Here is a 13,225-nt window from a genome sequence, read left to right on the forward strand (position 1 = left end):
TGACAGTAGGCTGGCACTACACGGTGCCAGACAAAAAGCTTGAAGTTTCTTTTAGGTGCTCGAAAAACGGAGCAATGATTCGGCTGAATTCAGGAATCAATTGCGAGTTAATCCACCACTCTGAATTTGGCAATGCAGTAAATGCATCAATGAAAAACAGCACTGCAGACACGATAAGAATTCCACGTAACCCTCCGAAGACGATTCCTAAAATTCTATCGGTTCCAGACAGACCCGTTTTTTGCACCAGTTGTCCAATAACATAGTTGACTAATGAGCCAACAACCAATGTCGCTACAAACAAAGCTGCAATGGCGGCTCCGTTCCGAAACATATCATCTTGGATATTGGTAAAATACACCGCTAATTTGGCGTAATAATGACTGGCGATAAAAAACGCGCCAAACCAAATAACAAGAGACAATGCTTCCTTCACGAAACCTCGAATCAAACTGATCACTGCGGACAGCCCGATTACCCCTAAAATGACAAAATCTATCCAGTTCATTCTGTTCTACATCTTAAGTTGGCGCGCATTTTAACAGAAAAAATCGCAACGCAAACGTTTTCTTATGGATTTAGTGGTTTAAATTTCAACAGTTGACCTTTCGCCCCTGTGATTTTTTCCAATTCCTTGATTTGCTTTTCCAATTTAGGCTTGGAAACATCGGGGCCTATGATAACTCTTGAAAATGCGTTCTCCTGCTTGATATGTGCTTGATAACCGCGTTTCTGAAGGTCTTTCACTAGCTTTTTCGCGTTATCGACATTTTTAAGTGCCATTAGCTGTATGATCCATGCACTGTCAGCATAGTCATTTTTCTCGGCGACGGCTCTTGGTGATACTTCTATCTTTTCAGGCTCAGGTTCTTCTGAAACAGTGACTGATACTGGGCTGTCTGGTAACACTAAATCGTCTTCAACAGGTTCCAGCACTTCAAATACTTCTACCGTTCCCTCAAGCTCTGGCTTAATTGGAATGGTTGCAAGCTCTTCTTTGAAGTGCTCCTTCTTCCCGTCTAAAAGATCGGGTAACACAATCACGCCAACAGAGACCAATAAAATGGTCCCCACCAGCCTACTTTGAAACCTACTCGCCATCATGGCTCCTTTCTGATTCCCAGTGCTCCAATACTGCTCCAACAGTATGGAACGAACCTACAACGACAATGAGTTCATTTGATTTTGCCTGGTTTCTTGCGGCTTCAAATGCCTCTGTTGGCGTATCAAACTTACCCGTGTTTGATGGCAAGTGCATGATAAGCTCTTCCGCCTTAGCCGCTCTCTCGCCTTCCAGCGAAGCTGGATACCATTTTGTGGCAACGGGTGCGAGTACCTTCAGTGTTTCGGCAATGTCTTTGTCATGTAACATTGCTACGACCATATGGATTGGCGTATTGGGGTGATGTTTATTTAACTGCTCAACCAAATACTCAGCTGAATGCGGATTGTGGGCAACATCGAGCAAAATCATAGGGGATTGAGACAGCTTTTGCATCCGACCTGCAAGTTTTGCGCTTTTCAAACCTTTTACGATATTAACGTCTGAAATATCTAACTCTGCACACCCGAGCGCCATTAAAGACGTCGCGGCATTAGGTAGCGGGAGATCAGGAAGAGGAAGATCATCCAAAGCGAACTGACCTGAGCGCCACTTCCATTTGTCGCCTTCAGTAGAGTAACTAAACTGTATCCCGACTTGGTGTAGCTTAGCACCAATATCGTCAGCGTGTGCCGCAACCGTTGCAGGCGCTTTTGGCTGACCACATACCGCAGGTCGGTTGCTGCGGAATATACCTGCTTTCTCGTAACCGATGACGTTGATGTCGTCACCCAACCAGTCAACATGATCTACCGCAAGGCTAGTAATGACGGATACGTCATGATCCACTACATTGGTCGCGTCCAGTCTTCCGCCTAAGCCGACTTCAAGCAAGACTACGTCAACACTCTCTGTTTGAAATAATCGAAGTGCGGCTAATGTTCCGTATTCAAAAAAGCTAAGGCTGATGTCGCCACGTTTTTCCTCGATGAAATCGAAAGCCTGCGCATGTTTAGCCTCTTCCAACTCACTACCATTGATACGTACTCGCTCAGTGTAACGAATAAGGTGAGGAGAGCTGTATACACCAACAGAGTAACCTGCATCAAGCAAGATCGTTTCCATGAGCGCGCAGGTAGAACCCTTACCATTCGTTCCGGCAACGGTAATCACTTTAGGAGCAGGTTTAATTAGCTGGGCTTTTTCGGCGACTGCCTGTACGCGCTCCAAACCGAGGTCTATGGCGCTAGTGTGGATGTTTTCTAAATAATGAAGCCACATCGATAAGGGTGATGTGGCTTTAGGTACTTGAATATGACTCATTAAACTCTTAACTAATTCTTAAGCGGCTGTTTAATGAATACTTTACTCTTTTTCGTCCGCGACTGGTACTTCGTATTGCTCTTCATTTGGAGAATCGTTAACCGATACCACCATTGGAGAAGTCTGGTTAGTCAGTTTTGCCAACAAACCACCAATACGCTGACGCATTTCACGACGATCAACAATCATATCAATCGCACCGTGCTCAAGAAGGAATTCACTTCGTTGGAAGCCCTCTGGAAGATCTTCACGTACAGTTTGTTCGATAACACGACGGCCAGCAAAACCGATCAGTGCTTTAGGTTCACCAATATTGATGTCACCTAACATCGCCAAACTTGCAGAAACACCACCCATAGTTGGGTCAGTCATTACTGAGAAGAAAGGCAATCCTTTGGCGGATAGTCGTTCTAAGGCGGCGCTGGTTTTAGCCATTTGCATAAGAGACATTAAAGCCTCTTGCATACGGGCACCGCCACTAGCAGAGAAACAAACCAAGCCACAGTTGTTTTCAATTGCAGCTTCAACAGCACGAACAAAGCGAGCACCGACAACAGAACCCATCGAGCCGCCCATAAATTTGAATTCAAAGGCACAAGTTACAACAGGCAATCCAAGCAATTCGCCTTTCATAACAACAAGTGCGTCTTTTTCGCCACTGTTTTTCTGAGCCGTCGAAATACGTTCTTTGTAACGCTTCGAATCTTTGAATTTTAGTTTGTCTTGAGGCTCTAACTCAGTTGCTAATTCTTCGCGCTCACCCTCATCGAGGAATGACTCAAGGCGACGACGTGCGCCCATACGCATGTGATGGTCACATTTTGGACATACTTCTAAGTTACGCTCTAGTTCTGCATGATACAGAACTTGCTCACAAGAAGTACATTTGGTCCAAACCCCTTCAGGGATGGACGCTTTACGTGAGCTTACGATACTGCTTTTATTTAAAATCTTTTCAAGCCAACTCATGGAAGACCTTTTTCTATTAACTCTTTCGCCTAATTGCGAAAGATACAAATTCTGAATGATGCGTGAGGATTAAAACATAATATTCTCACACTGTGGATCAAAAACTGGTTGTACCTATTTTAAAGCAACAACAAAGTGCGATAACTCACAACTTTTCAATACTTTTGGTGACCACAAAACAACCAAAATCATGCGACACTAATTTTATATTTTCTGTCGTTTAAAGCGACGTTAACTGGTTTTAATTCAACAGAAAAGCATCAACAATTGACGCTATTAAAGCATCAATAGCGTTTAAAGGTTGTCAGGTAAAAATATCGGTCCTAATGGTTCTCTTGGCAACTCAAAATTTTCGGGATAATCAACATCAACAAGATAGAGCCCTTCCGCTTTAGCTGTGGCTCCTGCAAGCTTTCTGTCTTTTGCTTCTAACAACCATTGAATCCATTCCGGGTTTTGATTACCACGACCAACTTCAATCAAACTTCCGGTGATATTTCTCACCATGTGGTGGACAAAAGCATTTGCCTTAATGTCTATGACAACGTAATTACCATGTCTACTCACATTTAAATGCATGATATTTCTCCAAGGACTACGAGACTGGCACTGCACCGCACGAAAAGAAGTAAAATCGTTCTCACCAAGCAAGAATTGGCCGGCTAAATGCATCTTCTTTTCATCCAGCTCACCATGATAATGGCTAATACCTGAAGATAAAATTCCAGGACGATAAGCGTGGTTGTAGATCACATAACGATAGCGTCTAGCCGTTGCAGTGAAACGAGCATGAAATTCTTCGGGGACCTCTTTTGCCCAGCGAACTGCGATATCTTTTGGCATGTTGGCATTGACTCCCATGGTCCATGCCGCCATCTTCCGTACTGAGGTCGTGTCAAAATGAACCACCTGCCCTGTGCCATGAACTCCCGCATCAGTTCTTCCGGCACATTGGACTTCTACAGGGTGATTTGCCACGATGGAAAGTGACTTTTCCAATTTTTCTTGCACACTGGTTACGTCTCTTTGACGTTGCCAACCATAGTATTTTGCACCATCGTACTCAATGCCTAACGCTATTCGCATAATCGTTTACTTCTCTGTCTCACGGGGGCGGAGAGTATATACCCAAACAACCCCATGGTGCTAGGTTCTCCAAGCCATCTAAGCTTAGTGCAGCGTCATATAATAAATAAAAAAACAGGCAACCATTGGCTGCCTGTTAGAATTGCTCTATGCGCTACTATTCATTCAATTTATCGATAAGGGATTTGGCTTCTCGCCGTACATCATCGTCGCCATAAACAATGGCTTCTTCGAGCAATTTAATCGCACCTTCATTATCGTTCATTTCAACATAAATCTTGGCCAAATCTAGCTTGCCAGCGGCTTCACTGTTATCGTCGACATCAAAAGGTTCTACCTCACCGAGCACATCTGGGAATTCATCTAACCCAACACTTAACTCTAGAGCTTCAGCATCGGGATCAGGCTTGTCACCCGATTCGGCTTCTTCCTTCTCTACCTGTGCCATAAGTTCATCTACACTCATGAACTTCTGATCCGCTTCTTTTTCACTAGAAAGATCCGGTTGATTTTCCCAATCTTCTTCGCGAACTTCAGGGTCTTGTAATGCTTCAGCGGTTCCCCAAACTTCCTTTTCTTCTTCGGGAACATCTTCTGAAATCGAAGCTTGCTGTTCTGGCGTGAGATTGAAACCATTCCAGTCTTCACCTGTATCCAGCATGGCGTCTATATCCATACCAGCACTATCAACCACTTTGCTGTCTAGTGGCTGATCAAACCTTTCAACCAAGTCACCTTCCGGCTCACTCAATAGCGTAGCCATTGTCGCTGACTCATCAAACTGAGTTAGGTCTTCATCAGTAAGTGTTGCACTGCTATCGTCGGACGAAGAAAGGTCAAATGCATCTTGTAAGGCAGCAGCTTCGTCGTACTCACCGAGATCAGCATCATCCAATTCAATCGAATCTTCTGAAACAGGTTCAGGCTCCGATGAATCAAGAGGGTCTAGCTCGTCTTCCATCGCATCAAATGCGGCAGACTCGTCAAACTCACCCAACTCTTCATCCGTCAAAGAAACATCTTCTACTCGAGCCGCTTCTTCAGCATCAATTTCTGCAGCGATATCGTCATCTACAGGGTTGAGTGCCTCCTGCATAGATAGTGCTTCATTAGGCTGTGTTTCCAAAACCGAGGATTCATCCAAACCCTCAGGCTCTGAGTCACCCAATTCAATCGAAGTGTCCTCGGGAGGAGCTACATCCAGCTGATTTTGAGAATTAGGCTCTTCTAACTCATGGTCGCTAACAGAAGCCTCTTCTACACGAGCGACTTCTTCTGCTTCAATTTCTGCGGCAATATCATCGTCAACAGGATTGAGAGCTTCTTGTAAGGAGAGAGGTTCGTCCGTCAACGCTTCCATGGCCGCTGATTCATCAAACTCCCCAAGATCTGCATCGTCCAGCTCTATCGAATTAGCACTCTCTACCGTATCACCAGCTATATCCGAAACATCTAAATCTTCGGGCAGTGGCGCTGGCTCACCAGTCATCGCATCCAATGCGGCAGATTCATCGAATTCGCCTAAATCCGCATCATCCAGTTCAATGGCTACTGGCTCTTCAGCGATTTCACTTTCTACCGGTGGCTCAATCGCTTCTGGCTCAGAAATTTCCGGCTCTGAAGCTTCAACCTCTGTAACTTCAGGCTCCGCGGTTTCTAATACTGGCTCGGTAGCATCCAAATCTTCTGGCAATGGTGCTGGCTCATCTGCCATCGCATCCAATGCGGCAGATTCATCGAATTCGCCTAAATCCGCATCATCCAGTTCAATTGCTGCTGGCTCTTCAGCGATTTCACTTTCTACCGGTGGCTCAATCGCTTCTGGCTCAGAAATTTCCGGCTCTGAAGTTTCAACGTCTGCAGCTTCAGGCTCCGCGGTTTCTAATACTGGCTCGGCAGTATCCAAATCTTCTGGCAATGGTGCTGGCTCATCTGCCATCGCATCCAATGCGGCTGATTCATCGAACTCACCTAAATCAGTATCGTCCAGTTCAATTGCGTCAGGCTCATCCAACTCTTCAGCGATTTCACTTTCTACCGGTGGTTCAATCGCTTCTGGCTCAGAAATTTCAGGCTCCGAAGCTTCAACCTCTGCGACTTCAGGCTCCGCGGTTTCTAATAATGGCTCGGTAGCATCCAGATCTTCTGGCAGTGGCACTGGCTCATCTGCCATCGCATCCAATGCAGCAGATTCATCGAACTCACCTAAATCCGCATCGTCCAGTTCAATGGCGTCAGGGTCTTCTAGCTCTTCAGCGATTTCACTTTCTACCGGTTCAATCGCTTCTGGCTCAGAAATTTCCGACTCTGAAGTTTCAACGCCTGCAACTTCAGGGTCCGCGGTTTCTAATACTGACTCAGTAGAATCCAGATCTTCTGCAAGTGGCGCTGGCTCATCTGCCATCGCATCCAATGCCGCAGATTCATCGAATTCACCTAAATCCGCATCGTCCAGTTCAATGGCGTCAAGCTCTTCTAGCTCTTCAGCGATTTCGCTTTCTGCCGGTTCAATCACTTCTGGATCAGAAATTTCCGGCTCTGAAGTTTCAACGTCTGTAGCTTTAGGCTCCGAGGTTTCTAATACTGACTCAGTAGAATCCAGATCTTCTGGCAGTGGCGCTGGCTCATCTGCCATCGCATCTAATGCCGCAGATTCATCGAACTCACCTAAATCCGTATCATCTAGTTCAATGGCGTCAGGCTCATCCAGCTCTTCAGCGATTTCACTTTCTACCGGTTCAATCGCTTCTGGCTCTGAAGTTTCAACATCTGCATCTGCTTCTGCAACTTCAAGTTCAGTTGCGTCTGGTGCAGAGGTTTCTGACTCTGTAGTTTCGAGATCTTCGACTAAGTCATTATCGTCTAATTCATTTAAGCCGAGATCATCTGTTGAATCTGGCGAGTCTGACAATTCCTCTAGACCGCTAAGGTCGGTATCATCAAAATCCCAATCGTCATTTTGTGGTGTACCGAACTCGTTTGGCACAATCTTAGGCATATCGAGCTCTGGCTCTGGCTCTGGCTCTTCAGATGATAAGTCATTCTCGCTACTGTCAACGCTTTCATCAGAAGTTGTATCAATATCTTCACTTTGAGCTTGGCTTACATCAGATTCCAGCTCTGGTTTTATTGTTGACTCGTCAATCGAAAGTTCTTCATTTGAAGTTTCTTCGGTATCTAGAGAAGTTTCTTCTAACGACGGCTCTTCTAGTGAAGGCTCTTCTGACTCAGTCTCTTCTTCAGAAGCATCTAAAACGTTATCTTCGGATGTGCTTTCGTTCTGAGGGAGTTCGCCAATATCAGGTAAATCTGGCGCATCTTCGTCAGTATTTGCTTCGCCCGAGAACGCTTCTTCTTGCCAATCTTCAACGGGCTCACTGTCTTCAGATATTGAATCGACATCTGATTTCAGTGCACTCTCATCGAGTTCACCAATATTTGCATCAGTGAATTCAGGTTCTTCACGAGTTTCACCCATTAAAACATCGAGGGGTTCGTCATCGTGACCTTTCAATGAAAACGCTGTTTCTGCGTCTTGTATTGGCTGAGCGGGAAATTCTTCAGGGGTTGTTGATTCTGAGGTCGGCTCCGTTTCGTCAGCAGAAGTTGTGTCATTGGCTTCGACTTCTTGAACAACTGACTCTTGGTCATCATTTTCAGATTCGTTCTGTTCTAGCGCAGCCTTTGACTCGTCCTCTTCCGATACATCATCAATGGTATCATCGACCACTAATTCATCAGGATCTGGAGTGACAGCTGACGCATCTTCCAATTCACTGGCTTCGGTCAGATCATCTTCTTCAGTTGACTCACCGTCGTTCTCTAATTCATCTGCATCAGATACTTCCTCAGTACTCGTTTGCTCTGAGGGTTCCTGTTCTAACGGTTCTTGTTCGAACGCATTTTCAAGCTCCTGCTCAAATGCATTCTCTATTGGTGTTTCTGTTGCCGGCTCTTCAACTTCAGCCGGCTCTTCGACTTCAGCCTGCTCAGCATCGTCATCATCTAGATGACTTTCAGATTCGAAATCAAAATCAAAGTCGCCACCCTGTGTTTCAGATGTAGCAATCGTGTCATCTGGCGTATCAGAACCTAGGTCGAAATCATCCGCATCAAACTCGCTTTCGACGGATGAATCTTCTTCAACTAATTCATCGAGTAGATCGGTACTTTCTGGATCAACGCTTGCCTTTGATTCCTCTAAAACATCGTCCAACAGGTCCGTACTGTCTTCATCCAACGACTCCGGAATATCGAGTTCAAATTCTTCTTCATTTGATTCTTCAAGTACGCTATCAAGCAGATCTGTACTATCCGCATCAACGGAGGTTTTAGAGTCGTCATCGATAAAATCATCTAAAAGATCTGTACTATTTTCGTCTAGCGATTCAGGGGTGTCACTCGAATCTGACTCGTCCAACAAGCTGTCTAATAGATCTGTTGATTCAGGATCCAGTTTTTCTGTGTCTTCAGATGGACCATCAATAACGTCATCTAATAAGTCAGTGCTATCCGCGCTTAGATCGAACTCGGCAAGGATATCGTCAGCGGCATCATTGCTTATTTCATCTTGATCTAGCGCTTCATCGAGAAGAGCGTCAGGTTCTAAATTCAGTTCGGAATCATCGGCATCTAAAACGTCATCTAGCAAGTCTGTACTGCTTGAATCTAAGTCGGTACCCGCTTCCAACATATCATCGAGAAGGTCAGAGTCTCCATCGCTGGTATCCTCGGTTCCTTCACTCAATAATTCGTTAAATGCGTCTTCACCCAGTTCCGACTCAAGATCGATGCCATCGGCCGCTGTATCACCTGAATCTTCGCTGTTGTCATCCGTAGATAGTAGAGTTCCAAAATCTAAGTCATCGTCGGTTTCGGTGTCATCTATGCCGGAAAATAAATCGTCTAACGTGGACTGATCAAGCTCGTCTGCGCCTAAATCCTCTTCTGGTCCATCGGAACTAAACAACGCATCAATATCATCATTGGATAACTCGTCATCACCTGAGAGGTCGAACTCTTCTGTCTCATCCCCTGAGGTATCTTCTTCGATTTCAGGTTCGATCTCATCAAGGGCTCGCTCCATTTCCTCGAGACCGAGCGCTTGTTCGTCAGCATCAACGCTGATTCCTGTGGCGCTGGATTCAATATCTGTTAGGTCGGTATCGAGCTCACCATCTTCTCCGATACTCGCGAATGGGTCATCACCTTCATCATCAAGATTAAAATCAAGGTCTTCATCATTCAGGTCGCCAAAGACATCATCGGATTCTTTGTCTTTGTCGCCTTCTTCCAATGATTCGTCGGAGAACGCAACTTCAGACTCATCCCCAAACAATTCGTCGTCCAGAGACAACTCTTCGTCTTCAATATCACCAATGAGGTCATCATCCAGATTTATCTCATCAATTTCTTCGTCTTCATTAGCAGGAACTGGTGGTATTTCTGCTTGAGTTTGTTCTTGAACTTCTTCTTCAGATTCAGGTTCTTTTCGCCTGCTAAGTAGCATCACCACCAGCAATCCAATTAATAGACCTGGAACTAACGCCAATGCACCTAGCAATAATGGGTTACCGACTATTCTTTCCATCAACGTCGGTGCATTTTGCTGGCTTTCTAACTGCTTCATTTTTTCAGCATCAAGAAGCTTTTGAACTTCATCTCTAATGCGATTTTCATCGCCTAGTTCATCTTTGAGGGTTTCTACCTCATTTTGAACTTCAGAAAGCATTAAGCGAAGTTGGTGGTTCTTTTCTTCAAGCGACGAAAGTTCACTTTCGGACATGTCGAGCTGTTCTTTCAGCTCAATCACTTGACCGTTATCTTTCATCGCAGGTTTTGGATCAACCATCGGCTCAGATTTTGGCTCTTCCTTCACCATTTCAGGTTTGGGCTGAGTCGATACGTTTTCTTTTGGCACTTCTATTTTCGGCTCAGCAGGCTTTGGCTGTACCGCCGCTGGTCGAGGTCTTACGATAGGCTGTGCTGTTTGATTATTATTTTGCCCATCAAGTCGAGCTTGGTGAGCAGACATAATTCTTACTGCATTGGCAGTGCTTTCAGATTGGACTTGCTGTAACGAAGGTATACGAAGAGTACTACCTAGAACCAGGCTATGAATATTTTGGTCTTCAAATGCTTGGGGATTAAGGCGATAAATCGCAAGCAAAGTTTGTTGAACCGTAAGGCTATTTGCTGGTCTTAATGCCGTAGCAATACCCCACAGGGTTTCGTTTCCCCGTGTTGGACCATAAAACAAAGAGGGTTGCCCCTGAGCGGCAGGTTGTCGGATCTGCTCAGCGAAGCGTGGGGAGTCTGAAACCTCTCCGTTGGAACCAATAACTCTGATGGTATCAGCGGTAGCCACTGGAATTTGAGTCGAGACCATCAGAAGCAAGGGCGTTAACAAACGCTTGAAAAAATGATGCATATAAGGCTCAGCTTTCTTGCTTTCTTATCTTGAATAATAATGTGATCTGCTAAATATATCGGATAAATGTCGTAAAACTATAGCGGCCGCACGAAAAAATGTGTGTCCGAGTTGATATTCGTACCATTCTTACTCAATTTTGCATTTTTTGAACAAAATAGAAGCAAGAAAAAAGCCTCACAATGTGAGGCTTTTAAAATAGTTATACTTAGAAATAGTCCCGAATTAGCACTTCGGCGATTTGAACAGCGTTTGTAGCCGCACCTTTTCGTACATTGTCTGCTACAACCCAAAGGTTTACACCGCTGTGATGGCTGATGTCGTTTCGAATACGACCAACCATAACGTGGTCTTTACCACCAGCATCACGAACTTGGGTAGGGAATTCTTCACCATAAAATACTTCGATGCCATCTGTTTGCTCTAAAAGCTGAGCAACTTGGTCTGCATCAATCGGTGTTCTAGTCTCGACATGAACGGCTTCTGCATGACCATAAAACACTGGTACTCGAACACAAGTTGGGTTCACCATGATAGAAGCATCGTTGAAGATTTTTTGAGTTTCCCAAACCATCTTCATTTCTTCTTTGGTGTAACCGTTATCCATAAACTTATCGATTTGTGGAATACAGTTAAAAGCAATCTGTTGACTGAATGCTTTCTCTTCCACCGGCTTACCATTCAACAAATGCGCTGTTTGACCTGCCAGTTCGTCTACTCCTGACTTACCCGCTCCGGATACGGACTGGTAAGTAGATACATTAATGCGCTCGATACCAGCTTGATCGTGGATTGGCTTAAGCGCAACAAGCATTTGAATGGTTGAGCAGTTTGGGTTCGCGATGATATTGCGATTACGAAACTCTGCAATAGCTTCTGGGTTCACTTCGGGTATGACTAGAGGCACATCGTAGTCGTAACGGAATTGGGACGTGTTATCGATAACGACAACGCCTTCATCCGCCGCAATGGGCGCCCATTTTTCAGAAAGACTGCCACCTGCCGAAAATAATGCGATGTGTACTTGCGACCAGTCAAAATCTTCCACATTTTGTACGCGAATGGTTTTCCCATTGAAGCGATACGTCTTACCTTCACTGCGTTCGCTTGCCAATAAGTGTAACTCTCCAACTGGAAATTCACGCTCTTTTAGCACTTCAAGAATGGTTTCACCCACGGCACCTGTTGCACCTAATATTGCAACATTAAATTCTTGGCTCATTTGTTACCTCAATTTGAAAACCTAGTTTAGCGAGTGGTTCGAGATTGCACTCGTGATTCCCCACTAAAGTGACGGCACTGTATTCTCGTCTATCCCAATAATTTTTGCGCATTTCATCAAACGCACCTGCTCGGGCAATATTACGACGGAATATGGCGTCATCGTGACGGACATCATAAATCAATTGAGTAAGATTGTGCAGTGTTGCATTGTCCCAGGCTCTGTCCAGCTGAACACGCGGCACAGGTGCTATTGGCAGCAACTCAGATGCGTAAACCCGATTTTCCTTGCCGAGAAACTCACAAAAAGAGTTAAAGATCATGGTAGTACCGCGCGCTTTACCCTCTAAACCATAGCCAGCCACATGAGGGGTAGCAAATGCGAGCAATGGAAGTAGCTCCATGTCGACTTCTGGTTCAAATTCAAAGACATCCAATGCAGCCGTAAAGCCGTCATTGCGTTGCAAACGCTTCTTCAGCGCTGCATTATCAACGACAGGACCACGCGCAGCATTAATGAGGATTTGATTCGCTCTTAATGCTTCTAGACGCGTTTCATTGAGAATATGATGAGTTGGGTGCTCTCCATCACGTGTGATTGGGGTATGTAAAGTGATGATATCTGACTGTTCAAGCAATGTTTCAAGCGCGGTAAAAGTACGCTCATCGCCTTCTGCTTGTTTAATGGGGTCATTCAATAGAACCTTAAGACCCATTTCCTGAAGGCATTTAGCGAGATAAGAGCCTACCTGCCCCGCCCCAATAATACCGACGGTTTTATCGAATACAGAGAAACCTTGCTGCTGCCCTAGAATCATCATCACGCTAAACGCGTATTCAGCAACACCGACTTTGTTACAGCCAGGCGCAGCCGTAAAGAAAATGCCTTTCTCTTTAAGCAGCGCTTGATCAACATGATCCATTCCTGCTGTTGCGGTCCCAACAAACTTTAATTTGTTGGCTTTGGAAATCAGTTCTTTATTCACTTTTGTTACTGAGCGAATCATCAAGCCATCCACATCGACCAAATCTTCGGCAGTCATGGTACGTCCTGGTTTCAAAACCACTTCACCTAGCTGGCTAAAAAGCTTTTCAGCATAAGGCATGTTTTCATCAATAAGGATTTTCATTTCAATTGAGCAAGGTTACGTTAG

The 13,225-nt window shown here is 45.0% G+C and carries 8 protein-coding genes; all 8 read right to left on the bottom strand.

Annotation, left to right across the window (positions count from 1 at the left end):
* Nucleotides 1-16: 16 nt before the first annotated feature.
* Complete coding sequence (locus tag CW749_RS13620) at nt 17-508, bottom strand: CvpA family protein (protein WP_101112672.1); 492 nt, start codon at nt 506-508, stop codon at nt 17-19.
* 62 nt (nt 509-570) lie between these two features.
* Nucleotides 571-1,101, bottom strand: a complete 531-nt coding sequence (locus CW749_RS13625; RefSeq protein ID WP_101112673.1) for an SPOR domain-containing protein — start codon at nt 1,099-1,101, stop codon at nt 571-573.
* Entirely contained in the window at nt 1,091-2,365 is a 1,275-nt protein-coding gene (gene folC, locus CW749_RS13630; protein WP_101112674.1) for a bifunctional tetrahydrofolate synthase/dihydrofolate synthase, read from the bottom strand. Before folC ends, CW749_RS13625 begins: the two co-directional genes overlap by 11 nt.
* A gap of 42 nt (nt 2,366-2,407) precedes the next feature.
* A complete protein-coding gene (gene accD / locus CW749_RS13635) occupies nt 2,408-3,334 on the bottom strand; it encodes an acetyl-CoA carboxylase, carboxyltransferase subunit beta (RefSeq protein ID WP_101112675.1) in 927 nt (308 codons plus the stop codon).
* A 294-nt stretch (nt 3,335-3,628) separates the two neighbouring features.
* Entirely contained in the window at nt 3,629-4,420 is a 792-nt protein-coding gene (truA, locus tag CW749_RS13640; RefSeq protein ID WP_101112676.1) for a tRNA pseudouridine(38-40) synthase TruA, read from the bottom strand.
* 157 nt (nt 4,421-4,577) lie between these two features.
* Nucleotides 4,578-10,850 (bottom strand): FimV/HubP family polar landmark protein, encoded by a 6,273-nt coding sequence (locus CW749_RS13645; protein ID WP_101112677.1) that lies wholly within the window; start codon nt 10,848-10,850, stop codon nt 4,578-4,580.
* A 208-nt stretch (nt 10,851-11,058) separates the two neighbouring features.
* Nucleotides 11,059-12,072: an aspartate-semialdehyde dehydrogenase gene (locus CW749_RS13650; RefSeq protein WP_101112678.1), complete on the bottom strand. Its 1,014-nt coding sequence runs from the start codon at nt 12,070-12,072 to the stop codon at nt 11,059-11,061.
* The gene (locus CW749_RS13655; protein ID WP_101112679.1) at nt 12,056-13,201 is read right to left on the bottom strand and encodes a 4-phosphoerythronate dehydrogenase; all 1,146 of its coding nucleotides are present in this window, start codon (nt 13,199-13,201) and stop codon (nt 12,056-12,058) included. The genes CW749_RS13650 and CW749_RS13655 overlap by 17 nt, the downstream gene beginning before the upstream one ends.
* Nucleotides 13,202-13,225: the final 24 nt, after the last annotated feature.

The sequence above is a fragment of the Vibrio sp. vnigr-6D03 genome, from assembly GCF_002835515.1.
Lineage (GTDB): Bacteria > Pseudomonadota > Gammaproteobacteria > Enterobacterales > Vibrionaceae > Vibrio > Vibrio penaeicida.

Excerpts from the sequence above, each read along its gene's own strand:
- CW749_RS13620 (WP_101112672.1), bottom strand. The coding sequence starts at position 508 with ATGAACTGGATAGATTTTGTCATTTTAGGGGTAATCGGGCTGTCCGCA.
- CW749_RS13625 (WP_101112673.1), bottom strand. The coding sequence starts at position 1,101 with ATGGCGAGTAGGTTTCAAAGTAGGCTGGTGGGGACCATTTTATTGGTC.
- folC (WP_101112674.1), bottom strand. The coding sequence starts at position 2,365 with ATGAGTCATATTCAAGTACCTAAAGCCACATCACCCTTATCGATGTGG.
- accD (WP_101112675.1), bottom strand. The coding sequence starts at position 3,334 with ATGAGTTGGCTTGAAAAGATTTTAAATAAAAGCAGTATCGTAAGCTCA.
- truA (WP_101112676.1), bottom strand. The coding sequence starts at position 4,420 with ATGCGAATAGCGTTAGGCATTGAGTACGATGGTGCAAAATACTATGGT.
- CW749_RS13645 (WP_101112677.1), bottom strand. The coding sequence starts at position 10,850 with ATGCATCATTTTTTCAAGCGTTTGTTAACGCCCTTGCTTCTGATGGTC.
- CW749_RS13650 (WP_101112678.1), bottom strand. The coding sequence starts at position 12,072 with ATGAGCCAAGAATTTAATGTTGCAATATTAGGTGCAACAGGTGCCGTG.
- CW749_RS13655 (WP_101112679.1), bottom strand. The coding sequence starts at position 13,201 with ATGAAAATCCTTATTGATGAAAACATGCCTTATGCTGAAAAGCTTTTT.